Annotated in this window: 19 protein-coding genes and 1 pseudogene; 7 read left to right on the top strand and 13 right to left on the bottom strand. The window is 73.9% G+C overall.

Annotated elements, in window-relative coordinates; genetic code table 11:
- Window positions 1-98 precede the first annotated feature (98 nt).
- Entirely contained in the window at window positions 99-701 is a 603-nt protein-coding gene (locus ACWDBB_RS06865) for a sigma-70 family RNA polymerase sigma factor (RefSeq protein ID WP_402400335.1), read from the bottom strand.
- A 16-nt stretch (window positions 702-717) separates the two neighbouring features.
- Between ACWDBB_RS06865 and ACWDBB_RS06860 the strand changes: the two genes are divergently transcribed.
- Entirely contained in the window at window positions 718-984 is a 267-nt protein-coding gene (locus ACWDBB_RS06860) for a zf-HC2 domain-containing protein (protein WP_449788550.1), read from the top strand.
- Window positions 985-1,301: 317 nt separating this feature from the next.
- Here the strand turns inward: ACWDBB_RS06860 and ACWDBB_RS06855 are convergent, their stop codons facing one another.
- The gene (locus ACWDBB_RS06855) at window positions 1,302-2,237 is read right to left on the bottom strand and encodes a hypothetical protein (RefSeq protein ID WP_449788549.1); all 936 of its coding nucleotides are present in this window, start codon (window positions 2,235-2,237) and stop codon (window positions 1,302-1,304) included.
- Between the two features lie 849 nt (window positions 2,238-3,086).
- Here ACWDBB_RS06855 and ACWDBB_RS06850 point away from each other — a divergent pair.
- Complete coding sequence (locus tag ACWDBB_RS06850) at window positions 3,087-4,274, top strand: cytochrome P450 (protein ID WP_449788698.1); 1,188 nt, start codon at window positions 3,087-3,089, stop codon at window positions 4,272-4,274.
- Window positions 4,275-4,381: 107 nt separating this feature from the next.
- On the opposite strand, the gene ACWDBB_RS06845 is transcribed toward ACWDBB_RS06850, so the two are convergent.
- Both ACWDBB_RS06845 and ACWDBB_RS06840 read right to left on the bottom strand, forming a co-directional pair.
- Window positions 4,382-5,068: an N-acyl homoserine lactonase family protein gene (locus tag ACWDBB_RS06845; protein ID WP_449788697.1), complete on the bottom strand. Its 687-nt coding sequence runs from the start codon at window positions 5,066-5,068 to the stop codon at window positions 4,382-4,384.
- A 78-nt stretch (window positions 5,069-5,146) separates the two neighbouring features.
- Window positions 5,147-5,605: an Lrp/AsnC family transcriptional regulator gene (locus tag ACWDBB_RS06840; RefSeq protein ID WP_449788548.1), complete on the bottom strand. Its 459-nt coding sequence runs from the start codon at window positions 5,603-5,605 to the stop codon at window positions 5,147-5,149.
- A gap of 141 nt (window positions 5,606-5,746) precedes the next feature.
- Here ACWDBB_RS06840 and ACWDBB_RS06835 point away from each other — a divergent pair, with 141 nt between their 5' ends.
- Genes ACWDBB_RS06835 through ACWDBB_RS06825 form a run of 3 tightly spaced genes read left to right on the top strand, consistent with a single transcriptional unit; the run spans window position 5,747 to window position 8,631 of the window.
- On the top strand, window positions 5,747-6,376 hold the full coding sequence (locus ACWDBB_RS06835; protein ID WP_449788547.1) for a LysE family translocator: 630 nt from the start codon (window positions 5,747-5,749) through the stop codon (window positions 6,374-6,376).
- Window positions 6,377-6,398: 22 nt separating this feature from the next.
- Entirely contained in the window at window positions 6,399-7,904 is a 1,506-nt protein-coding gene (locus tag ACWDBB_RS06830) for a CoA transferase (RefSeq protein ID WP_449788546.1), read from the top strand.
- Window positions 7,905-7,950: 46 nt separating this feature from the next.
- Window positions 7,951-8,631, top strand: coding sequence for a DUF6461 domain-containing protein (locus ACWDBB_RS06825; RefSeq protein WP_449788545.1), 681 nt, complete (start codon window positions 7,951-7,953; stop codon window positions 8,629-8,631).
- Between the two features lie 84 nt (window positions 8,632-8,715).
- On the opposite strand, the gene ACWDBB_RS06820 is transcribed toward ACWDBB_RS06825, so the two are convergent.
- Window positions 8,716-9,315 carry an HdeD family acid-resistance protein gene (locus ACWDBB_RS06820; protein ID WP_449788544.1) on the bottom strand — a complete coding sequence of 200 codons (600 nt, stop codon included), beginning with the start codon at window positions 9,313-9,315 and terminating at the stop codon, window positions 8,716-8,718.
- Window positions 9,316-9,565: 250 nt separating this feature from the next.
- On the opposite strand from ACWDBB_RS06820, the gene ACWDBB_RS06815 reads away from it, so the two are divergent.
- A complete protein-coding gene (locus ACWDBB_RS06815; protein WP_449788543.1) occupies window positions 9,566-11,386 on the top strand; it encodes an NAD-binding protein in 1,821 nt (606 codons plus the stop codon).
- Between the two features lie 190 nt (window positions 11,387-11,576).
- Here ACWDBB_RS06815 and ACWDBB_RS06810 read toward each other — a convergent pair whose 3' ends face one another.
- The 3 genes from ACWDBB_RS06810 to ACWDBB_RS06800 all read right to left on the bottom strand — a co-directional run bounded on the left by ACWDBB_RS06810 (window position 11,577) and on the right by ACWDBB_RS06800 (window position 14,437).
- Complete coding sequence (locus ACWDBB_RS06810) at window positions 11,577-12,362, bottom strand: enoyl-CoA hydratase (RefSeq protein ID WP_363384136.1); 786 nt, start codon at window positions 12,360-12,362, stop codon at window positions 11,577-11,579.
- A 386-nt stretch (window positions 12,363-12,748) separates the two neighbouring features.
- On the bottom strand, window positions 12,749-13,831 hold the full coding sequence (locus ACWDBB_RS06805; RefSeq protein ID WP_449788542.1) for an enoyl-CoA hydratase/isomerase family protein: 1,083 nt from the start codon (window positions 13,829-13,831) through the stop codon (window positions 12,749-12,751).
- A 129-nt stretch (window positions 13,832-13,960) separates the two neighbouring features.
- Window positions 13,961-14,437 (bottom strand): TetR/AcrR family transcriptional regulator, encoded by a 477-nt coding sequence (locus tag ACWDBB_RS06800; protein WP_449788541.1) that lies wholly within the window; start codon window positions 14,435-14,437, stop codon window positions 13,961-13,963.
- Between the two features lie 29 nt (window positions 14,438-14,466).
- On the opposite strand from ACWDBB_RS06800, the pseudogene ACWDBB_RS06795 reads away from it, so the two are divergent.
- Window positions 14,467-14,826, top strand: a pseudogene (locus ACWDBB_RS06795) (SDR family NAD(P)-dependent oxidoreductase); the annotation flags it as partial.
- Window positions 14,827-15,003: 177 nt separating this feature from the next.
- On the opposite strand, the gene fahA reads toward ACWDBB_RS06795, so the two are convergent.
- The 5 genes from fahA to ACWDBB_RS06770 all read right to left on the bottom strand — a co-directional run bounded on the left by fahA (window position 15,004) and on the right by ACWDBB_RS06770 (window position 21,367).
- Window positions 15,004-16,236, bottom strand: a complete 1,233-nt coding sequence (gene fahA, locus ACWDBB_RS06790; protein WP_449788540.1) for a fumarylacetoacetase — start codon at window positions 16,234-16,236, stop codon at window positions 15,004-15,006.
- Complete coding sequence (locus tag ACWDBB_RS06785) at window positions 16,233-17,207, bottom strand: hypothetical protein (RefSeq protein WP_449788539.1); 975 nt, start codon at window positions 17,205-17,207, stop codon at window positions 16,233-16,235. The genes fahA and ACWDBB_RS06785 overlap by 4 nt, the downstream gene beginning before the upstream one ends.
- Complete coding sequence (locus ACWDBB_RS06780; protein WP_449788538.1) at window positions 17,204-18,406, bottom strand: cupin domain-containing protein; 1,203 nt, start codon at window positions 18,404-18,406, stop codon at window positions 17,204-17,206. The genes ACWDBB_RS06785 and ACWDBB_RS06780 overlap by 4 nt, the downstream gene beginning before the upstream one ends.
- Window positions 18,407-18,457: 51 nt before the next feature.
- On the bottom strand, window positions 18,458-19,672 hold the full coding sequence (gene hppD / locus ACWDBB_RS06775) for a 4-hydroxyphenylpyruvate dioxygenase (RefSeq protein WP_449788537.1): 1,215 nt from the start codon (window positions 19,670-19,672) through the stop codon (window positions 18,458-18,460).
- A 231-nt stretch (window positions 19,673-19,903) separates the two neighbouring features.
- Window positions 19,904-21,367 carry a phosphoribosyltransferase family protein gene (locus tag ACWDBB_RS06770; RefSeq protein WP_449788536.1) on the bottom strand — a complete coding sequence of 488 codons (1,464 nt, stop codon included), beginning with the start codon at window positions 21,365-21,367 and terminating at the stop codon, window positions 19,904-19,906.
- Window positions 21,368-21,538 lie beyond the last annotated feature (171 nt).

The raw sequence follows: 21,538 nt of genomic DNA, 5'->3' as shown, positions 1-21,538 counted from the left end.
ATTTCTTCCCGGGGGTCGACAGTCGACGGCTTTCAGCGAACAGATGACAGATAACAGATTTCGAAAGTTGTCATCTGTTATCTGTCGTCGGTCCCCGCTCAGCAGGCGGTCGCGAGCTCCCCGGCCTCGGCGGCGCGCAGGCGTGCCACCAGCTCCTCCCGCGCCCGGGCGACCCGGGAGCGGACGGTCCCGACGGGACAGCCGGCGACCTCGGCCGCCTCGGCGTAGCTCAGGCCGACCACCTGCGTCAGCACGAAGGCCTCCCGCCGTTGGGCGGGCACCCGGTCGAGCAGGTCGCCGAGCGCGATGCCGTCCTCGAACCCGGCCGTCGGCACGCCGATCTGTCGCTCCGCCGCCTCCTGCCAGTCCGGCAGTGCGGCGCAACGCGGCCGGGCGGCGGCCATCCGATACCGGTCGATCACCGTGCGCCGGGCGATCGACAGCAGCCACGTACGGGCCGAGGACCGCCCCGCGAACGCGGGCAGGCCGCGCAGCGCGCGCAGGAAGGTCTCCTGCGCGAGGTCGTCGGCGGACTGCACGTCCGTCAGGTGGGCGACGAAGCGCCAGACGTCCCGCTGGGTCGCCCGGACGAAGGCCTCGACGTCCGCCGCCCGTCCGGAGCGGGCGGTCAGCGCCAGGGCGGTGAGCTGTTCGTCATCCACGGTGGCCCCCCGCCTGGCTGGTCCCGGCGCCACGGCCATGCGGGACGATGGTCCTATGAGATGCGCGCAGTTTCGTACGGCTCTGTCCGCCCGGCTCGACGGCGAACCGGGCGGGCTGCCGGAGATCCGGCTGGACAAGCACGTCGCGCGCTGTGCCGGCTGCCGGGAGTGGCTGGACCGGGCCGAACGGCTGCGTGGTCGGGTAAGGGCGGGCACCGGCGACGGCCCCTCGCCCGAGTGGTCGGCCCGGCTGCTGGCCCGGCTGGGCGAGGACCGGCCGGGAGGTAGCGCTCCGGACGACCCGCAGATCGCCGAGCAGTAGGCGCGGCCGGCGTGGCCGGGGGAGCGGGAAGGGCGGGACGGTGGCGCCGGCCGCAGCCGGTCCGCCGTGGAAGTCAGGCATGGGAAGGTCCCGAGGGGAAGGCGGGGAGCGGCGCCGCGCAGCGCGGCACCGTCGGCGTCCATGGGCAGCCGCGCGGCGCGCCGGGCCCCCTGGGGAGGCGCGGCGGCGGACGCGGGCCCGCACCCTGGCGGCACGACGGCACGAGGCGCGGCCGTACGGCAGGGCGACCTGCCCGTCGCGAGAGTTCCCCGGCGACCGGAAGCGGCCGGGAGCGGGAAGACGGAGCGGCGGGCGCGTCAGCAGGCGAGGGCGAACGCCGGCGGCCCGCGCCGGACCAGGGCATGCGTCAGCAGCACCGAGCGGGGTGGCCGGGCCCGGTCGTCGGCCGGGCGCGGCGGAGCCGGGACCCGGTAGCCGAAGGGGCGCGCGAAGAGCGCCAGCAGCGGGGGCAGCAGAGCCCCCGCGACCACGGCGCCGAGCGCGCCGAGCAGCTCGAAGAGCCGGACCAGCGCCGCGTCACCGCGCCAGAGCAGGAGCGCACACGCCAGCGCGGCGAGCACGTGGGCGGCGGTCATTCCCGGCGACATGCCGTGGGACATCCCGTGCGCCATGTCGTGCGCCGGTCCGTGCGCGGGCGCGCTCACCAGGTCCTGCGCCGGGCCGTACGACGCGGCGCCTTGGAACGTGCCGTCGGGCATCATGTGCTGCCCGGCGGGCATCCCCGGCATCCCGGCCATCCCGGTCATCCCTGGCAGGTCCGTGTCCGTGCCCGTGACCCCGGGGGCTCCGTGGCGCGGCACCGCCGTCGGCCGCAGGCTGCCGGCGGCCGGTGGGACGTCCGGGTCGATGCCCGCCATCCGCGCCAGTTCGACCGGGGAGAGCCCGCCGGGTGCCCGGTCGGGATTGCAGAGCAGGAGCGCGGCCCAGTCCGTGGTGGCGAGCCGGCCCAGACCGCCGCCTCCTCGGGAGATCGCCCCGGCCTGTTCGAACAGCTGGTGCAGCGCGGTTTGCGCCACGACCATCCAGAGGCTGATCGCCCCGAGCCCGCGCCGCTTCCCGGCGAGCAGCCAGGTCAGTCCGAGGACCGTCCCGAAGCCGCCGGCCAGGGCCGTCGGCGAGACGCCGGGTCCGGCCATGGCGACGTGCGCGGTGGCGGCCATCGCCACGCACAGCGCGGCGAAGACCGCGGCGCGCAGCAGGCGGATCCGGTCGGTCATCACGATGGCACTCATCGTCGCACCCGCCCTGCCCGGTCCGTACCGCACCCTCCGGTGATGGCTGGTTCTATGCCGTGAGACCATGCCCGGCCGCCGCCCCGCGACCCCGTCCAGGACCCGTCCAGGACCCCGTTCGCGACGGCGCCCGACCACGGCCAGGCCCGGCCTGTCGGTTCGGCAGGCTGAACGAACAGCTGCTCGTACGACCATCGGGGCGGTTTGACAGCACGTATCCCCATGCTCACTTAATGTGCTCAGTCCAGCACGGTGTGTATGTGAACGATGCCGTCCAGCAAGCAGGGAGGTCCGGTCTTGGAGACCCCGACGGATACAACGGATGCCTCGGCGCCCATTGCCGACAGTGCCGAGTCCGCTGCCCCCGCGGAGCCGACCGTCCCGCAGCGGGCGAAGGTCCCGGAACAGGCGAAGGCCCCGGTCGAAGCGGCGGACCGCGGGGAGCGGGCCGTGGCCGCCGAACCGGCCGCAGCTGTCGAGGCCGCCGGGTCGGCCGGCCCTGTCGGGGCGACCGAGGCCGCCGGGACGACCGACGCCCCGGAGACGGTCGAAGCCGCGGAACCGGCCGCAGCCAAGAAGTCGGCCGAGCCCGCAGAGCAGGCCGACTCACCCGAGTCCACCGTGCCCGCCGGCGCGGCTGCCCCTGCCGACGCGGCCGAGTCCACCGATCCTGCCGACGCGGCCGAGTCCACCGATCCTGCCGACGCGGCCGAGCCAACCGCCGACGCGGCTGCCCCCGCCGACACGTCCGCCCCCGCCGACACGCCCGCCGCGCCCGCGTCCGCGACCCCGGAGGAGGCCCCCGCCCCGCCCGAGGGCGCCGACCTCGCCGACCCCCGTTTCTGGCAGCTGCCCGCCCCAGCGCGTGCCGCCGCCTTCGCCGAGCTGCGCAGCCGCCCCGCCCCGGTGTTCTTCGGCGACCGCGCCACCGGCCGGGGCTTCCACGCACTGGTCCGCCACGCCGACGTGGTCGAGGCCAGCCGCACCCCCGCGGTCTTCCTCAGCGGCCCCGGCGTGACCACCCCGGTCCCTGCGCGCTGGGTCCGGCTGCTGTTCGGCGACTCGATGGTCAACCTGGACGACCCCCGTCACGCCCAGCTGCGCCGGATCGTCTCGCGCGCGTTCACCCCGCGGCTGCTCGACCGGGTCGAGGAGGACGTCCGACGGATCAGCACCGAGCTGGTCGACCGGATCGAGCGGGAACGGCCGGAGGACTTCGTGGCCGCGGTCGCCGCCGAGCTCCCGTTCCAGGTGATCTGCACCATGATGGGCATCCCGGAGCGGCAGCGCCGCGTCATCCTCGACCTGGTCAACCGCAGCTCCGAGGACATCGGTGTGGCCCGCCCGCTGCGCCGTCGGCTCCGGGTGCCCGGGCGCGGGCTGCGGGCGCTCGCCCGGATGCAGGGCATCGTCGCCCGGATCGGCCGTCGGCGCCGCCGCCGGCCGGAGGACGACCTGATCTCCGCGCTGGTCACGGCGGACGTGGACGGCCGCCGGCTCACCGGTCGGGAGCTGGGCGCCTTCTTCAGCCTGCTGCTGGTCGCCGGGGTCGAGACCACCCGCAACGCGCTGGCCCACGGCCTGCACCTGCTGACCGTCCATCCCGAGCAGCGCGCCCTGCTGCTCGAGGACCTCGACGGGCGGCTCGAAGGCGCGGTGGACGAGATCGTCCGCCACGCCACGCCGATCATCCAGTTCAACCGGACCCTCGCCGTCGACCACGAGCTGGGCGGCCCCGGCGGCCCGCTGCTGCGCGCGGGCGAGAAGGTCGCGCTGTTCTACGGCTCGGCCAACCGTGACGAGGAGGTGTTCCCCGAGCCGGACGCCTTCGACGTCACCCGCACGCCCAACCCCCACCTCGGCTTCGGCGGCGGGGGCCCGCACTACTGCCTCGGCGCGCACCTGGCCCGGCAGGAGATGACGGCGCTGTTCCGCGAGCTCTTCACCCGCCTGCCCGAGGTGCGGTCGGTCGGCGAGCCGCAGATCGTCCCGTCCAGCTTCGACCACCGGGTCCGCTCGCTGCGCTTCACCTTCTGAGGTTCGGCGGGCGGGACGGAGCCGCCCCGGGCCCCGAGCAGGACGAAGCCGTTCGGAGCGCCGAGCAGCACGACGTCGTTCCGAACCCCGGCCGGAGGAAGCCGCCGCTAGTCGGTCGGCTCGAAGACGGCGTGGTCGTGCGCGAACAGCACCCGGTGCGGCGCGTGCTCCGCCATCCGGTCGAGCCAGGCCCGGTACCCGGGCAGCGGCGCGGCCACGCCGTCGCGCGCCGCCCGCCGGGCCAGCACCGCCTGCCCGTACTCGGAGGCGAAGTCGTACGCCTGCCCGGCCAGCAGGACCGGCCCGCTGCCCGGACGGTCGACCAGCAGCGACTGGTGGCCCCCGGTGTGGCCGGGGGTGGGCAGCACCCGGACGCCGGGCCAGACCTCGGCCTCGCCGTCGAGCTCGCGGTACTCGGCACCGGGGAAGTCGACCAGCGCGTCGATCGTGTACCCGCCGCGCCGGGCGGCGGCCAGCTCTCCCGCCTGGACCAGGACGGGCGTGCCGGCGAACAGCGGGTTCCCGCCGCAGTGGTCGAAGTGCAGGTGGCAGTTGACCACCAGGTCGATGTCGGCGACGGAGACCCCGGCCGCGGCGAGCGCCTCCGGCAGCGGTCGGCGGACCGGGCGGTAGTGCGCCTCGGTCTCCGGCTCGCCGCCGCCGATCCCGGTGTCGAACAGCAGCAGCCCCTCCGGGCGCTGGACCAGGTACGCGAGCACCGGCTCCACGCGCGGCTCCGGGCCGCCCACCTCGGAAGCCGGCCGGACGATGTACCCCAGGTCGAGACGGCGGATCACGCGCAATTCAGCCCCCCATGTCGCAGTGCGTCGCTCTGGCCCCGTACGTGCGCCGCACGGGCCCCGGTTCGCACCCTACCCGCCGCTCGGCAGCCCCCGGTCGGCCTTCACCTGCTTCATCGTCAAGTGGGAGTTGACCTGCGCGATGCCCGGCAGACCGGACAGCACGTCGGTGATGAAGCGCTCGTACGAGGCTATGTCGGCCACCGCGATCCGCAGCAGGTAGTCCGGCTCGCCGAAGAGCCGGTGCGCCTCCACCACCTCCGGCAGCTCGGCCACCCGGCGCTCGAACTCGGCGACCGTCACCTGATCCTCGTGACGCATGGTGATCGTGACGAAGGGCTGGAAGCCGCGTCCGACCGCCGCGCCGTCCAGCACCGCCCGGTACCCGCGAATCACGCCGTCCTGCTCCAGCTGGCGGACCCTGCGCAGGCAGGGGGAGGGGGTGAGGTCCACCCGGGAGGCCAGCTCGGCGTTGGTCAGGCGCCCGTCTTGCTGGAGCTCGCGGAGGATTCTGCGGTCGATTCGGTCCATGGCGCAACATTCTGCCAAAACACCGCTCCGACCAGCGTGAAGTTGCCATCGCGTGCCAGCCCGATCCGGCTACCTTCAGTGACCGCACCGGCCGACCGCCGGGCCGAACCGCGACGAGCACGACAGGCCACGCCCACGCCCATGGACACCCACGCCCTCCTCCTCTTCCTCGGAGTCGACCTCCTGCTGGTCTGCACCCCGGGCCCCGACTGGCTCTACATCGCCGCCCGCGGCCTCGGCCAGGGACGCCGCGCCGCACTGACCGCGGTCGGCGGGGTCTGCGCCGGGTACGCCGTCCACACCCTGCTGTCCAGCGCCGGCCTCGCAGCCGCGCTGCGCGCCGTCCCGGCCGCCCTGCCCGTGCTGCGCCTCACCGGCGCCGCGTACCTGCTGGTGCTGGCCGTCATGATGCTGCTGGCGCTGCGCAAGGGCGGGGGCTCCTCCGCCCTGGCCGAGCCCAAGCCACAGCCCACCGCGACGGTGCTGCGCCAGAGCATGCTGACCGCGCTGCTCAACCCCAAGGGCCTGCTGCTCTACCTCTCCCTGGTGCCGCAGTTCGTCGACCCGGACGCCGCGCTGCCGGTCGGCGGGCAGGTGCTCGCGCTCGGCTCGCTCAACGTGCTGGCCTGCGCCGTGGTGTACGGGCTGGTCGCGCACGCCAGCGGGCGGCTCGGCGGCCGCTTCGGCGGCAGCCCGCGGGCGGCCCGCCGGATGACCGTGGTCTCGGCGGTGCTGCTGATGCTGGTGGCGGGCGTCACGGCGACCGCCTGAGAACGGGAGCACAATTCCCGGCATGACTGATCGTCCGTTGCCAGAGGGAACCGCCGGAGTGCCTGGAACCACCGGAACGACCGGACCTGCCGGAACGACCGGAGCCGCCGGAGCCGCCGGGTCCGTCGACCGCCCGACCGCCCACGCCTGGGCGGCTCTCGGTGGACCGCCCGAGCTGTTGGAGCGGGTGGCCTTCCACGGACCGGAGGACGTCCTGCCCTCCGGTCTCCCGGTGCGCCGGCTCGCCCGCGCCACCGTGGCCGTCTGCTCGCTGGCCGCCGCCGAACTCGCGGCCCACCGCACCGGCGCACCCGTCCCCGCCGTCCGGGTGGACCAGGGGGCGGTCGCCACGGCCTTCGTCAGCGAGCGGCACCTGACGGTCGACGGCCGCACGCCCGTCACCTTCGCCCCGCACTCCGGCTTCTGGCGCACCGCCGACGGCTGGGTGCGCACCCACGCCAACTACCCGCACCACCGCACCCGGCTGCTCTCCGCCCTCGGCCTCGCCGCCGACGCCGGGCCCGAGCAGCTCGCCGAGGTGCTCGGCAGGCTGCCGGCCGAGCGGATCCAGGAGCGCGCGTACGAGGCGGGGGCGCTCGCTGTGGCCGTCGCACCGGTGAGCCCGACCGTGCACCCCCTCGTGGAGCACCTGGAGGTCGAAGCCACCGCCGAGGTCGGGACCACGGCAGGGCCCGCACCGGCCCGCCCGCTCGGCGCGGCCCCGCTGGACCGGCCCGCCGCCGGGATCCGGGTCCTCGACCTCACCCGGGTGATCGCCGGACCGGTCGCCACCCGCACCCTCGCCCTGCTCGGCGCCGACGTCCTGCGCGTCGACTCGCCACGGCTGCCCGAGGCCGATGACGCCCACGCCGACACCGGCTTCGGCAAGCGCTCCACCCGCCTCGACCTCACCACGCCGGCCGACCGCGCCGTCTTCGAGGACCTGCTCGCCACCGCCGACGTCGTCGTCACCGGCTACCGCCCCGGCGCCCTCGACGCCCACGGCCTCAGCCCCGAGGCGCTGTTCGCCCGCCGCCCTGACCTGGTCCTCGCCCAGCTCTGCGCCTGGGGCTGGACCGGCCCCTGGGCGGGACGGCGTGGCTTCGACAGCCTGGTCCAGGTGGGCGTCGGCATCGCCGCCCACGAGGCCGTCGATGATGCCGCCGGACCCGACCCCGACGGCCGTCCCGGCGTGCTGCCGGCCCAGGCCCTCGACCACGGCACCGGCTACCTCATCGCCGCCGGCGTCCTGCGCTCCCTCGTCGAGCAGCGCACCCGCCGCCACGGCGGCCGCCACCTGCGCTTCTCCCTCGCCGGTACGGCCTCCTGGCTGCTCCACGGCATCGAACCGGAAGCACCGCACGCCGCCTCGCCCGAGCCGTACGACCCCTCCCGGTGGCTCGTCGAGACCGACTCCGCGTACGGGCGGCTGTGCCACGCCCTGCCGCCGATCGGGTACGAGGGGGCTCCCGCCGACTGGTCGCGCCCGCCCGGGCGCTGGGGGACGGACGAGCCGGTCTGGCTCTGACGGCCGCGGGCGAACACTGTCCGAGGCGTCTGGCAGCATCGCCGTCATGACCGCACACGCCACCGACTACACCTGGTTCGGGCAGCACTATCCCGTCCTGCGGGAGGCCTACTGCCTCACCGAGGTCCAGGGAATTTCCGCCGAGGAACTGCTGCGCCGCCTCGACGCGGTGCCCGGCGGGGAGGTGACCGGGCTGGACGCGGCGATCGAGGCCTGGTGCGCCTTCGAGGACGGCGAGGGCGAGGGCGAGGAGGACGGCGAGGGCGAGGAGGACGGTGAGGACGAGGAGGACGGTGGGGGTGAAGACGAGGACGACCGGCTGTTCGTCGCCGTCACCGAACTCGACGGCTGGGCCGTCGCCATCGAGCCGAACGGCTACCTCGGCTGCCTGCACGAGGTGATCGCCCGGCTCGGCGGGGACGTCCGGCTGGTCTCGCACTTCCGCAACGTCAACGCAGTGGACAAGTTCCACTGGTGGGAGCACGGCGTTCAGCGCCTCCACTTCGAGCCGCTCTTCCCCGACCAGCGGAACGGCTCGGACGCCGAGGCCCCGGGCATCCCCCAGCTGCTGGCCGACTGCGGCTTCCAGCTGGAGTCGCAGGAGTTCAAACTGCACACCGAGGCCGCGTTCGCGCTCGCCGAGCGGCTCACCGACGTCCGGCTCGACCCGCACCGGCTGGAGGCCGCGACCTTCCGGATCGGCTACGCCCCGCACCCGCACCCCTGAGCCGCTCCGCCCGCTGAGCCGCTCCGCCCGGCACCGGGGCCGTGCCCCCCGTGGGACACGGCCCCGGCGCACCGGCTCGTGCGGTCAGACCCCCGACGGGATCTCCTTGGCCCGGTGGCGGACCTGGAACGCCGTCACGATCTCGATCAGGCCGAGGACCACCAGCCAGCACCCGGCCAGTACGGCCAGCGCGGTGATCGACCCGGTGGGCCACACCATCAGCAGCACGCCGGCCAGGGTGTTGGCCACGCCCGCGAAGGCCTGCCAGCCGCGGGCGGGCATCAGCGGGTCGGAGATCGCGGCGGCGATCTGGGTGATGCCGCGGAACAGCCAGCCGATCCCGATCCAGAGCGCGAGCAGCAGCAGCGACTGCGCCGCGCTGCGGAAGCAGAGCAGCCCCAGCAGGACGCAGATCGCACCGCTGATGAAGGCCAGCACCCGTAGCGCGGTGGTGGTGTGGGTGCCGAAGGCGGCGACCAGCTGCACGATGCCGATCACCAGCAGGTAGATGCCGAACAGCACGCCCACCACCAGGAGCGTCTCCCGGGGCCAGGCGAAGACCACGATCCCGAGGGCGAGGGAGGCGAGCCCGGCGACCAGCAGGACCTGCCAGGCGGCCTTGGCGAGTAGTCCGAGCGGACCCTGGGCCGGGGTGCCGTCGGGGGTGATGATCGGAGAGGCCACGGTGGTGTCCTCCTCGGGCTGACGCCGGGCGACGGGTGACGCGTGACGGGCACCGTGCTGGTCGGGTGACACGTTGGTCGGGTGACGCAGGGCGGGTCGGGTCGGGTCGGCCGGCTGGCGGGCAGGGAACGTACCCCAGCCTCTCCGCCGCCACGGTCGGACCGCGCGCCGGATACGGCCGTTCGGGGGATCCGCCTCGGTCGCCGGAGTGTCATCCCCCGGACACTTTCCGTAGCTATCGTCTGTCGGTATGACTTCTGAAGGGTGGGGGACCCCTCCGGTCGAGCCGATCGGTCAGCACTACATCGTCTGCGGGGGCAACGCGCTGGCACACCGGCTGGTCCTGGAACTCGTCGAGCACTACGAGGTCCCGGTCGTCGTCCTGGTCGCCGACCGAACCCGCGACCACGCGCCGCAGATCGAGCAACTCTCGGGCGTCGCCGCGGTCGTGGAGTACGCCAGCGTCACCGAAGAGGCACTGCGCGCGGTGTCCATCGGCACCGCGCGCGGTCTCGCCCTGGTCGAAGGGAGCGACCAGGAGAACATCCACGCCGCGCTCAGCGCCCAGAACCACAACCCGGACATCCGCATCGTGTTCCGGATGTTCAACCAGCGCCTCGGGGAGAACATCGAACGGCTGCTCAAGAACGGTGCCGCGCTCTCCGGTTCCGCCACCGCGGCTCCGGCCTTCGCCTCCGCGGCGCTCGACCGGCCCAACTCGGTGGAGATCGAAGGGCGTTACCTGCACATCGCGTTCGACGACGACATCACCTCCGACCGGATCTGCGTGGTCGCCGACCAGATCGACCGGCAGGACCTCGGCAGGATCCGGCTGCTGCCCGAACAGCAGGGCGACTCGGCCGAGTTCGTCCGTCTCGCCAGCGAGTTCGGAGACGACGGGCCGATCCGGCCCGGTGGCGTACGGCGCGAACCGGCCCCGACGGACGACCCCGCCGTGGCGCGGGAACCGGGCAGCCGGGCGGCGCTCCAGGTGCTGCGGATCGAACCCCGGGAGCCGATCGACTGGATGCGACGGCTGCGCTGGCGACTGCTCGACACCATGCGCTTCTTCACCAGCGCCCGGATGCGGCTGGTGCTGCTCACCGCCCTCGCGGCGGTGCTGTTGGCCTTCGGCGTGCTCTGGTACCTCAACCGGAACTTCGGCTGGACCGTCTACATCGCGCTGCTCGACCTGGCCGGCGCCGCCCAGCCGGACCAGCTCGCCGACATCTCCGCCGGGACGGGCACCGGCGGGTTCTGGCAGCGGGTCGCCCAGGTGGTGATCACCATCTGCGGGATCACCTTCGCGCCGGTCGCCACCGCCATCGCGGTCGAGGTGCTGGGCTCCGGGCGGCGCGGACAGCCGCGCAACCCCGGGGCGGGCACCCGGGACCACGTGATCGTCGTCGGCCTCGGCAACGTCGGCACCCGGGTCGCGGCCCAACTGCACGACATGGGCGTGCCGGTGGTCTGCATGGAACGGGACCCGCAGGCGCGCGGCATCGCCGCCGTACGGGCGCTCGGCATCCCGGTGGTGATGGGCGACGGGCCGTTCGAGCAGCAGCTGCGCCGGGCCCGGTTGAAGCACAGCCGGGCGCTGGTCGCGGTCAGCGGGGACGACGCCACCAACCTGGAGGCGGCCCTGGAGGCGCGCCACGGCAACCCCGAGATCCGGGTGGTGGTGCGGCTGTTCGAGGACGACTTCGCCGGCCACTTCTACAAGACGCTGGACAACGCGGCCTCCCGGTCGGTGTCCTACCTGGCCGCGCCCGCCTTCGCGGCGGCGCTGATGGGACGCGAGGTGCGCGGGACGCTGTCGGTGCTCCGGCACGTGCTGCTGATCGCCGAGCTGAAGGTGGAGGACGGCAGCGGGCTGATCGGACTCAACCGGCACGACCTGGAGGACCCGGGCGGCGTCCGGGTGATCGCCGTGCGCTTCGCCCACGGCGGGCAGCTGCAGTGGAACTTCCCCGACCGCACCCGGCGGCTCGCCCCGGGTGACCAGATCGTCGTCGCCGCCACCCGAAGCGGGCTGGCCCGGCTCAACACGGTGGCGGTGGAGGAGGACTGAGAAGACTGAGCGCGGCGACGGCGACGAAGGCCGGGCCGGCGGGCAGCTGGGGGCAGTCGGTCGGCTGACAACCGACAGCGGTCAGCGGACGGAGTTCAGCTGACAGATTTCAACATCTGAAATCTGTCAGCTGTCATCCGTCATCCGTCCGTCGCGCTCCCCGGCCGCTCCCCGTGGCCGCCCCTCGTGGTCAGCGGTTCTGGAACTCCGGCGGGCGCTTCTCGGCGAAGGCCGCCATGCCCTCCTTCTGGTCCGCCGTGGCGAAGGCCGCGTGGAAGAGCCGGCGCTCGAAGCGCACGCCCTCGGCGAGCGTGGTCTCGAAGGCGCGGTTGACGCTCTCCTTCATCATGATGGCCGCCGGGGCGGACATCGCCGCGACCGTCTCGGCGGTGGCCAGCGCCTCGGACAGCAGCTGGTCCGCCGGGACGATCCGGGAGACCAGGCCGGCCCGCTCGGCCTCCTCGGCGCCCATCATCCGGCCGGTCAGGCACAGCTCCATGGCCTTCGCCTTGCCGACCGCCCGGGTCAGCCGCTGCGAGCCGCCGATGCCCGGGATCACGCCGAGCTTGATCTCCGGCTGCCCGAACTTCGCGGTGTCCGCCGCCAGCAGGATGTCGCACAGCATCGCCAGCTCGCAGCCGCCGCCCAGCGCGAACCCGGCCACCGCCGCGATCACCGGCTTGCGCAGGGCACCGAGCCGGTCCCACGGGCCCAGCCAGTCGTCCAGGTAGACGTCCGGGAAGCGGTTGCCCTGCATCTCCTTGATGTCGGCGCCGGCCGCGAAGGCCTTCTCCGAGCCGGTGATCACCAGACAGCCGATCTCCGGGTCCCGGTCGAAGGCGGTCGCGGCGGCGACCACCTCGTTCATGAGTTGGGTGTTGAGCGCGTTGAGCGCCTTGGGCCGGTTGAGCGTGATCAGGCCCACCCGCCCCTTGCGCTCGACCAGGATCGTCTCGTAGGTCTCGGTCTCGGTCATCGCCGTCGACTCCCATTTCCGCTGCTCGGCGCCCGTGGGCGCGCCTGACCACCCAACGATCTACGACGCGCCCCGCCTCGCGCCAGTCTTGGTATGCGAGACGCCGGTCACCAGTCGGTGGAGGGGTGTGCGCGTGCCGGTCAGAAGCGGACGCCGTGGCGCTCCGCGGCCCGCCGTACGGGACACGGGCCGCCGCCCTCGATCAACACGGCCGGTGCTCGGAGGCGTTCTCGTGCGGTGCGGCTCTGGCCGGACGTGGTGCGGCGACGGCACCGTCCACACCTCGACCCCGAGGCCTTCCCGGCTCCGCAACAGCCTCCCGTCGCGATGGCGGGACCTGGTGGTCACGGCGGGCTCCAGGTGTGTGGGCAGCGGAGGGGCGGGGGTCAGGCCAGGCCCAGTTCGTCGCCCTCGCGCGGGGCGAGGATCCGGGCGACGTCCGCCTCCGTCACCTCGGCGAGCGTGCCGGGCCGCCAGCGGGGGTTGCGGTCCTTGTCGATCACCTGTGCCCGGATGCCCTCGACCATGTCGTGGCCCTCCAGCGCGGCGCAGGAGATCCGGTACTCCTGGTCGAGCACGGCCTCCAGCGAGGGGAGCGTGCGGGCGCGGCGCAGTGCGGCCAGGGTGGTCTTGACGGCGGTGGGGGAGTTCGACAGGACGGCTTCCGCGGCCTCCTTCGCCTCCGGGACACCGGAGTTCAGCAGCCGCTCGACGATCTCCTCGACCGTGTCGGCCGCGTAGCAGGCGTCGATCCAGGCGCGCTGGTCGGCCAGTGCGGCGGGCGGAGCGGGCTCGGCGTGCGCGGCGACGACGGCCGCCACCTCGGCGGTGCCGCTCCCGGTCGCCGCGGCGGTGCTCCGGCCCAGGGCGTCCAGCAGGTCCGCGACGCGCGACGAGGGCACGAAGTGGTCCGCGAACCCGCACAGCAGGGCGTCGCCCGGGCCCATCGCGGCCGCGGTGAGACCGAGGTGGGTGCCCAACTCGCCCGGGGCGTGGGCCAGCAGCCGACTGCCGCCGACGTCCGGGGCGATGCCGATCCGGGTCTCGGGCATCGCGACGGTGGAACGCTCGGTGACGATCCGCACCGCGCCGTGGGCGGACACGCCGACGCCCCCGCCCATGGTGATGCCGTCCATCACCGCGACGTACGGCTTCGGGTAGCGGGCGATCAGCGCGTTCAGCCGGTACTCGTCGCGGAAGAACACCCGGGTGCCGGCCCCGCCCGCCTTGGCGTCGTCGTGCATCGCGCGGATGTCGCCGCCCGCGCACAGGCCGCGCTCGCCCGCGCCGGTCAGCACGACGGCGCGTATCCGGTCGTCCGCGGCCCAGTCGTCCAGGGTGGCACGCAGGGCGGTGACCATGCCGTGGGTCAGCGAGTTGAGCGCCCGTGGACGGTTCAGCACCAGCCGTCCGACGCCCCCGTCCAGGAACGCCCGGACCTCCGCCGTCTCCGCCACCTCTGTGTCCATCGGGTCCGCTCCCGTCCCTCGGCGATGCCGACCTGGTCCCTGCCGGAATCCTGGAGTCCACCGTACCGGGGGCGGTGGGGAGCCCTGATCACCGGGCAGCGTGGGCCGGGGCGGGTGTGCGGTCGCGGCTCAGGGCCAGGCGCGCAGGGCGAGTTCGGCGGTGCGGGCCAGGTCGGCGGCGGTGGCGCCGTCCCTGGCCTGCTGGGACATGCCCTGGAGGACCGCGCCGAAGTAGCCGGCCAGGGCCTTCGGGTCGGCCCCGGGCGGCAGTTCGCCGTCCTGCCGCGCCCGGCGCAGCCGCTCCTCGAAGGTCCGCAGGTTCCCGTTGCGCCACTCGCGCAGCTGCTCCTGGATGCCGGCGTCCTGCGGGGCGACGTTGGTGGCCGCGGAGATCACCAGGCAGCCCGCCGGATGCGACGGGTCGGCGTAGACGGCGGCGGCCTCGCGCAGGATGCGGGCGAAGGCGCCGTACGCGGTGGGCTCCTCCGCGAGGGCGACGGTCGCGAACGCGCCGACGGGGGAGTGCCCGTACTGGCGGACCACCTCCTCGAACAGCGACCGCTTGTCGCCGAAGGCCGCGTAGAGGCTGCCGGGGCGGATGCCCATGGCGGTGGTGAGGTCGCTGACCGAGGTGGCTGCGCGACGGCGGCCGGATCATCAACGTCTCCAGCGGCCTGGCCCGGCTCGCCATGCCGGAGATCATGGCCTACGGCGCCACCAAGGGGGCGCTGGACACCTTCTCGCTCAACCTCGCCCAGCAGCTCGGGCCGCGCGGGATCACCGTCAACTCCGTGGCGCCCGGGATCATCGACACCGACCTCAACGCGGACTGGCTGCGTGACCCGGAGGCGAGGGCCCAGGCGGCCTCGCTCGCCGCGCTCGGCCGGGTCGGGGCGCCGGAGGACATCGCGGACATCGTCGCGTTCATCGCCTCGGACGACGCGCGGTGGATGACCGGGCGGGTGGTCGACGCCACCGGCGGCTCGCGACTGTAGGCGGGGCAGGGCGGGGCGCGGACGGGGCGGACCGTCCGGTCGGAGACGGGCGAGCGACTGACAGCTGACAGATGATGAAATCTGTCAGCTGTCAGTCGTCGGCTGTTATCCGTTATCCGTTATCCGTTATCTGTTGCCCGTCAGCTGTGCCCCGGCGGCCGCAGCCCCGGCGGACTCTCAGCCCCGGACCCGCCCCGTGACCTCGCCGAAGCCGATCACGGCGCCGTCCGGCCCCGGCGCGGTGGCGGTGATGGTCACCTCGTCGCCGTCCTCCAGGAACGTGCGGGTCGTCCCGTCCGGGAGCTTCAGCGGCTCCTCGCCGTTCCAGGTCAGCTCGATCAGCGCGCCCCGGGTGTCCCGCTCGGGCCCGCTGACCGTCCCCGAAGCGAACAGGTCGCCGGTGCGCAGCGAAGCGCCGTTGACGGTCATGTGGGCCAGCTGCTGCTGCGCCGTCCAGTACATGGTGGCGAACGGCGGCCGGGAGACCGGGTGCCCGTTCAGCCGGACCTCCATCGCCAGGTCCAGGCCCCACGGCTCGCCGTCCCGGTCGTCCAGGTACGGCAGCGGCTCGACGTCGCGCTCCGGCGGCGTGACCCGGGCGTGCTCCAGCGCGTCCAGCGGCACGATCCACGGCGAGACCGAGGTCGCGAAGGACTTGCCGAGGAACGGGCCGAGCGGCACGTACTCCCAGGCCTGGATGTCGCGCGCCGACCAGTCGTTGAGCAGGCAGACGCCGAACACGTGCTCGCGGAAGTCGTCCAGCGCGACCGGCCGGCCCAGCTCGGACGGCGCGCCGACGACGAAGCCGACCTCGGCCTCGATGTCCAGCCGCCGCGACGGACCGAAGGCCGGTGCGGCGTCGGCGGGCGCCTTGCGCTGCCCGTGCGGTCGCACCACCGGCGTGCCGGAGACCACGACCGTGCCCGCCCGCCCGTGGTAACCGATCGGCAGGTGCTTCCAGTTGGGGGTGAGCGGCTCCGAGCCCGGGCGGAAGATCCGGCCCAGGTTGGTGGCGTGGTGCTCCGAGGCGTAGAAGTCGACGTAGTCGGCGACCTCGAACGGCAGGTGCAGCTCCACCTCGTCGGCCGCCAGCAGTGCCGGCGACAGCGCCTCGCGGAAGGACTCGTCCGTGAGCCAGGTGGTGAGGTCCGCCCGCACCCGGGTCCAGACCGGACGCCCCGCCGCCATCAGCGGGTTGAGCGAGTCCGCGTCCAGCAGCTCCGACGGCGCCCCGGCCGCCCGGGCGGCCGCCCCGGCGTCCAGCACGAAGTCCCCGACGCGCACACCGATCCGGCGCCGCCCGGGCCGGTCGGCCGCGGTGAAGACACCGTACGGCAGGTTGTGCACGCCGAACGGCGAGTCCTGGGCGCTGGTGAGCCAGCTGCCGGTGCTGCTGGGGGTGGTGCTCAACGGTCCTCCTGGTGCAGTGGACTGGGCGAGGACAGCAGGCCGAGCGCGGCCAGGTCGCCCAGGGGCTCGGCGATGCTACACGTGCCGAACGCGGTGAACGAGTTGCGGATCACCGTGATCTGATGCTCCGTCAGTTGGCGCACCGCCTTGGCCAGCACCTCGCCGTCGCGCTCCGCCAGCACCGCGGCGGCCGCGGCCCGGTCGGTCTCCTGCGCGGCCAGCAGCACGTTCAGGAAGCCGTGGTGCTCGAAGCCGGTCTCCGGGTCGGTGTGCCGGACGGCGTTGTGCAGCCCGGCCGTGCACTTGTACGGCAGCCCCCGCCGCGCGCAGCCGGTGAGGAAGGCGGCCAGCTCGTCCTCGTCCGGGAACGCCTCGGCGACCAGCCCCCCGGTGCGGAACTTCGCCCGGTACGGGCTGTCCACCAGCGCGTCCAGGACGGCGTCCAGCCCGTCCCCGCGCAGGAGCTCGCGCGGCAGCTCGACGGCGGCCGGGACGTGCGGCGGCAGCAGCCGGTCCAGCGCGGCCACCGCCTCGGCGGCGTCCCGGACGGCCAGCTCGACGCCGGCCAGTTCGAACGACGCGGCGGCGGCGAGCGCCGGGGCGAGCTCGGCGCTGCCCCCCGGCAGCACCAGCCCGACCTTGAGCGGCCGGTCGCCCGCCGCCGCCGCGTCGTCCGCCCCCGCCGCGCCCCCCGCCGCCCCGGTGGGCGCACCCACCGCGGCAGCCGTATCCGCGACCACCGCGGCCAGTTCGCCCAGCCGGCCAGCCCCGCAGAGGAACGGCCCGACCGCCTCCGCGTACCAGGCCGCGCGGTGCGCCCGGTGCGCGGGCACCGCCTCTGCGACCGGCAGGTTCCCCGGGGGGAACACCGCCGCGTCGTCGAACAGCCCGCGGAACAGCTCGGGGATCGCTGTGGGACCCGGTGCGGAAACCGGTTCGGGCAGCGCGCCCCCCGTGGCCGGCGCGCTCATCGGCCCGGCCCCCGACCGGCCCAGGTCCAGGCGTAGTCGGCGTCCTCGCCGGCCCGGCCGCCCTCGCCGAGCTCCAGCGGGCGGAAGGTGTCCACCATGACGGCCAACTCGTCGAAGAACTCCGCGCCGATGCTGCGCTCGTACGCCCCCGGCTGCGGCCCGTGGGTGTGCCCGCCCGGGTGCAGCGAGATCGAGCCCTGGCCGATGCCGGAGCCCTTGCGGGCCGCGTAGTCGCCGCCGCAGTAGAACATGACCTCGTCGCTGTCCACGTTGGCGTGGTAGTAGGGCACCGGGATCGCCAGCGGGTGGTAGTCCACCTTGCGCGGAACGAAGTTGCAGATCACGAAGCCGTTGCCCTCGAAGACCTGGTGGGCCGGCGGGGGCTGGTGGATCCGGCCGGTGATCGGCTCGAAGTCCTTGATGTTGAAGGCGTACGGGTACAGGCAGCCGTCCCAGCCGACCACGTCGAACGGGTGGTGCGGCACGGTGTAGCGGGTGCCCGCGATCCCGTTCGGGCCGCGGTGCTTGACCAGCACGTCGACGTCCCCGGGGGCGTCGACGACCAGCGGGCCGACCGGTCCGCGGAAGTCCCGCTCGCAGTACGGCGCGTGCTCCAGCAGCTGCCCGTACTTGGACAGGTAGCGCTTGACCGGGGTGATGTGGCTGTTCGCCTCGATGCAGTACGCGCGCAGCGGCTCGTCGCCCGCCGGCACCCAGCGGTGGGTGGTGGCGCGCGGGATGATCACGTAGTCGCCCTGGCCGACCTCGATCGAGCCGAACACCGTCTCGACCGTGCCGGAGCCGGACTCCACGTACACGCACTCGTCGCCGAGCCCGTTGCGGTAGAGCTCGCTCGGGGCCCCGGCGGCGACGTACGAGATCCGCACGTCGCCGTTGCCGAGGACCAGCCGGCGGCTGCCGACGACGTCCGCGGACTTCCAGTCCTGGTCCGCGAACAGCTCGTGCAGCTTGAAGTGGCGGGGGAGGAGCGGGTGGTTGGGCACCGTGGACTGGTCCGGCAGCTCCCAGGGCACAGCGTTGACCACCGCCGAGGGGATGCCCCGGTGGTAGAGCAGCGAGGAGTCCGAGGAGAACCCCTCCTCGCCCATCAACTCCTCGTAGTAGAGCCCGCCTTCGGGGGTGCGGTGCTGGGTGTGCCGCTTGGGCGGGATGCTGCCCAGCTGCCGGTAGTACGCCATCTCCGTGGTCCTCCTCGACCGTTCGTCAGAGCTCTCCGACGCTCAAGACGCTCACAGGTTGCCGCGGCGGTCCTGCTCGCGCTCGATCGACTCGAAGAGCGCCTTGAAGTTGCCCTTGCCGAAGCCGAGCGAACCGTGCCGCTCGATGAACTCGTAGAAGACGGTGGGACGGTCGCCGATCGGCTTGGTGAAGATCTGCAGCAGGTAACCGTCCTCGTCGCGGTCGACCAGGATGCCGCGCTTCTTCAGCTCCTCGATCGGCACCCGGACCTTGCCGATCCGCTCGCGCAGCTCCGGGTCGTCGTAGTAGGCGTCCGGGGTGTTGAGGAACTCCACGCCGCGCGCCCGCAGCACGTCCACGGTGGTGAGGATGTCGTTGGTGGCGAGTGCCATGTGCTGGCAGCCGGGGCCGGTGTAGAACTCCAGGTACTCGTCGATCTGGGACTTCTTCTTGGCGATGGCCGGCTCGTTGAGCGGGAACTTCACCCGGTGGTTGCCGCTGGCGACGACCTTGGACATCAGCGCGGAGTACTCGGTGGCGATGTCGTCGCCGACGAACTCGGCCATGTTCACGAAGCCCATGACGCGGTTGTAGAACGACACCCACTCGTCCATCCGGCCCAGCTCGACGTTGCCGACGGCGTGGTCGAGGGCCTGGAAGAGGCGCTTGGGCGAGCCCTCCGGGTGGGTGACCCTGCTCTCCGCGACGACGTAGCCCGGCAGGTACGGGCCGTGGTAGCGGGAGCGGTCGATCAGGGTGTGGCGGGTCTCGCCGTAGGTGGCGATGGCCGCGCGGCGCACGGTGCCGTTCTCGTCCGAGATGTCGTTCGGCTCCTCCAGGACGGTGGCGCCGGACGCGCGGGCGTGCTCGATGCACTTGTCGACGTCCGGGACCTCCAGGGCGAGGTCGACGACGCCGTCGCCGTGGCGGCGGTGGTGGTCCAGCAGCGGGCTGTCCGGCTGGACGCCGCCCTTGATCACGAAGCGGCAGGAGCCGGAGCGGAGCACGTACGACTTGCGGTCCCGGCGGCCGGTCTCCGGGCCGGAGTAGGCGACCAGCTCCATGCCGAAGACGACCTGGTAGAACTGGGCCGTCTGGGTGGCGTTGCCGACCACGAAGACGACCGCGTCTTGGGCGGTCACCGGGAACGGGTCGGCGGCGGCGTCGTGCTCGACGAGGCCGACGAGGCGGCGCAGCTGGTCGGCGTCAAGACCGGCCTCGCGCTCCTCGGGGGTCAGCTCAAGGGCGTGGGTCTGCGGGGTCATCGCTCGTTCCTCCACTTCGGGCCTCGCCGTCGAGGCTTCCGCTGGATCGCGACCGCACCGCGAACGGGTGGGCGGTGTGGTTGCGGAGAGCTTGCTACTGTCGGGGGCCTTGGGCAACAGGTCGGATTTTGACTGCTCAATGTGTACAAGCTGATCAGAAAATCCCGCTGTCCGCTGCGCAAAATGTGCTGCTGACCGGCGATGATGCCCGAAGTCTGTGCAATGGGGCGTTCACGTACTTCCGGGGCCGACGGGGCGCGGGAGGTGCCGGAGGAACCAGTCCGCGGCCAGCTCGGCGACCCTGTCCAGCGTCCCCGGCTCCTCGAACAGGTGGCTCGCGTGCGGCACCACCGCGAGCCCGGTCTCGCAGCGCAGACGGCTGCGGGCCTGCCGGTTGAGGTCGAGCACGGTCGGGTCCAGGGAGCCCACGACGAGCAGCGTCGGGGCGCGGACCCGGGCCAGCGCGTCGGGCCCGGCGAGGTCGGGGCGACCGCCCCGGGAGACCACGGCGCGCACCGCCGGGCCCAGCTCGGCGGCGGTGTGCAGCGCGGCCGCGGCGCCGGTGCTGGCGCCGAACAGGCCGAGCGGCAGCGACCGGGTCTCGGGCATGACGGCTCCCGGGCCGGCTCGTTCGGCGCCGTGCTCCCCGCCGGCTCGTTCCGGGCCCTCGTGCTCCGGGCCGTTGTGCTCCGGGCCGTCGTGCTCCGGGCCCTCGTGCCCCGCGCGGTCGCGCTCCGCGCCCAGCTGCCGGGCGACGGCCGTCAGCCGGCCGCCCAGCAGCGCCACGTCGAACACGTTCCGACGGTCGGCCTCCTCGGCCTCGGTGAGCAGGTCGAACAGCAGCGTGGCCAGCCCGGTCCGGTTCAGGTACTCGGCGACGTGCCGGTTGCGCGGGCTGTGCCGGCCGCTTCCGCTGCCGTGCGCGAACAGGACGACCCCGCGCGCTCCGGCCGGGACGGTCAGCCGGCCCGCGAGGCGGGCCCCGGCGACGGGCAGCTGCAGCTCGCGGTCGACCCCGGCGGAGGCCGCGGGCCGGTCACCACCGGCCGCGGCCAGCAACCGCAGCACCTCCTCGTCCTCGGTCTGCGAGAAGTCGGCGTAGAACTCGCCGATCGCGTAGAACGGGGACGGCGTGTCGACGCAGACCAGCTCGTCGGCGACCTCGCCGAGCCGCTCGGCCCAGTCCACGGGCGCGACGGGCACCGCGAGCACCACCCGGCCCGCGCCACGCTCGCGGACGATCCGGCAGGCCGCCCGGGCGGTGGACCCGGTGGCGATGCCGTCGTCCACCACGACCACCGTTCGTCCGCGCAGGTCGGCGGGCGGCCGGTCGCCCCGGTAGCGACGGGCGCGGCGCGCCAGCTCGGCGCGCTCACGCCGCTCCACCTCGGCCAGCTGCCCGTCCGTGACCGACGAGAACCGGATGACCTGGTCGTTCAGCACCCGGACCCCGTCCTCGCCGATCGCCCCCATGCCGAGCTCGGGCTGGTACGGCACGCCGAGCTTGCGGATCACGCAGATGTCCAGCGGGGCGCCGAGCGCCGCGGCGACCTCGGCGGCCACCGGCACACCGCCCCTCGGCAGCGCCACGACCACGGTGTCGGGGCCGGCCAGGTGGCCCAGGCGGGCGGCCAGCCGACGGCCCGCCTCGGTCCGGTCGGCGAAGCGGGTGAAGTGGGTTCCGGTGACGTGCATGACACGGCCTCCGGTTCCACCGTACGTCGTTCCGCTCGGCTCGGGGCGGTCGCGGGCGGGGGGCTTGCGAGGTGCGCGCGAGGGGGAAACCGGTCCGGACCGGGGCGGCGCTCCTGGCGGGGGTCCGCGGCGCTCACGGGGTGGTCCGGGGCGGCAGTGGCGGTCACGGGG

Source organism: Kitasatospora sp. NPDC001095 (assembly GCF_053598615.1).
The sequence above is the reverse complement of the archived record's forward strand: the minus strand, read 5'-3'. Positions and strand labels throughout refer to the sequence as shown.

Coding starts and splice junctions, on each gene's coding strand:
- ACWDBB_RS06810 (WP_363384136.1), bottom strand. CDS start 12,362: ATGACCGAGACCGAGACCTACGAGACGATCCTGGTCGAGCGCAAGGGG.
- ACWDBB_RS06865 (WP_402400335.1), bottom strand. CDS start 701: ATGGCCGTGGCGCCGGGACCAGCCAGGCGGGGGGCCACCGTGGATGAC.
- ACWDBB_RS06770 (WP_449788536.1), bottom strand. CDS start 21,367: ATGCACGTCACCGGAACCCACTTCACCCGCTTCGCCGACCGGACCGAG.
- ACWDBB_RS06825 (WP_449788545.1), top strand. CDS start 7,951: ATGACCGCACACGCCACCGACTACACCTGGTTCGGGCAGCACTATCCC.
- ACWDBB_RS06830 (WP_449788546.1), top strand. CDS start 6,399: ATGACTGATCGTCCGTTGCCAGAGGGAACCGCCGGAGTGCCTGGAACC.
- ACWDBB_RS06815 (WP_449788543.1), top strand. CDS start 9,566: ATGACTTCTGAAGGGTGGGGGACCCCTCCGGTCGAGCCGATCGGTCAG.
- ACWDBB_RS06780 (WP_449788538.1), bottom strand. CDS start 18,406: ATGGCGTACTACCGGCAGCTGGGCAGCATCCCGCCCAAGCGGCACACC.
- ACWDBB_RS06800 (WP_449788541.1), bottom strand. CDS start 14,437: ATGGGCATCCGCCCCGGCAGCCTCTACGCGGCCTTCGGCGACAAGCGG.
- ACWDBB_RS06855 (WP_449788549.1), bottom strand. CDS start 2,237: ATGAGTGCCATCGTGATGACCGACCGGATCCGCCTGCTGCGCGCCGCG.
- ACWDBB_RS06860 (WP_449788550.1), top strand. CDS start 718: ATGAGATGCGCGCAGTTTCGTACGGCTCTGTCCGCCCGGCTCGACGGC.
- ACWDBB_RS06840 (WP_449788548.1), bottom strand. CDS start 5,605: ATGGACCGAATCGACCGCAGAATCCTCCGCGAGCTCCAGCAAGACGGG.
- ACWDBB_RS06805 (WP_449788542.1), bottom strand. CDS start 13,831: ATGGACACAGAGGTGGCGGAGACGGCGGAGGTCCGGGCGTTCCTGGAC.
- hppD (WP_449788537.1), bottom strand. CDS start 19,672: ATGACCCCGCAGACCCACGCCCTTGAGCTGACCCCCGAGGAGCGCGAG.
- ACWDBB_RS06785 (WP_449788539.1), bottom strand. CDS start 17,207: ATGAGCGCGCCGGCCACGGGGGGCGCGCTGCCCGAACCGGTTTCCGCA.
- ACWDBB_RS06835 (WP_449788547.1), top strand. CDS start 5,747: ATGGACACCCACGCCCTCCTCCTCTTCCTCGGAGTCGACCTCCTGCTG.